Source organism: Acidovorax sp. KNOB132 (genome assembly GCF_057541515.1).
The window spans coordinates 1-610 of sequence record NZ_BAAJYT010000648.1 but is presented as its reverse complement, the minus strand read 5'-3'; the positions used below and the strand labels follow the sequence as shown (position 1 = coordinate 610).

The 610-nt window shown below is 72.1% G+C and carries 1 protein-coding gene; it reads right to left on the bottom strand.

All coding sequences use genetic code 11. The features are described from left to right. Positions 1–81: 81 nt before the first annotated feature. Positions 82–610 (bottom strand): class II aldolase/adducin family protein (locus tag AC27IO_RS25205; RefSeq protein WP_487091505.1); only part of this gene is annotated, 529 nt, incomplete at its 5' end.

The window sequence follows — 610 nt, the reverse complement described above, 5'->3', positions numbered from 1 at the left end:
CCTCGCGGTCGTGCGCCGCCGCGCGCGCGCCGAACTCGGCGGCCAGCGTGCGGGCCCGCTGGCCGGCGGTGAGCGGTGCGTTCACTGCAGCACCCCGGGGTCTTCGCGCACCACGGTCTCGAACAGGCTCTTGAACGTGAAATGCGCCCCGCCCGGCCCGCCGATCTGCCCATGGGTGTGGCGCGCCACCTCGTGCCGGATGGGCTGCGGCGTGCCGGCGGCCTCGGCCAGCAACTGGGTGTGGCACGCGTTTTCCAGCGCGATGTACCACCACGCGGCCGACTCCACGCTGGGCCCGGCCGTGAGGATGCCGTGGTTCTTCAGGATGACCGCCTTGCGCGCGCCCAGCGCCTCGCTGATGCGAAAGCCCTCGTCCGTTTCCCACACCACGCCCGTGAAGTCGTCGAACAGCGCATGGTCCTCGTAGAAGATGCAGGCGTCCTGCGACAGCGGATCGAGCGTGCGCCCCAGCGTGGACCATGCCTTGCCGTACGTGGAGTGCGTGTGCGCGGCGGCCACGATGTCGGGCCGCGCCTCGTGCAGCGCGGCGTGGATGGCGAACGCCGCACGGTTAAGCGGCCCCTCGCCGATGGCGATCTCGCCGCGCGCG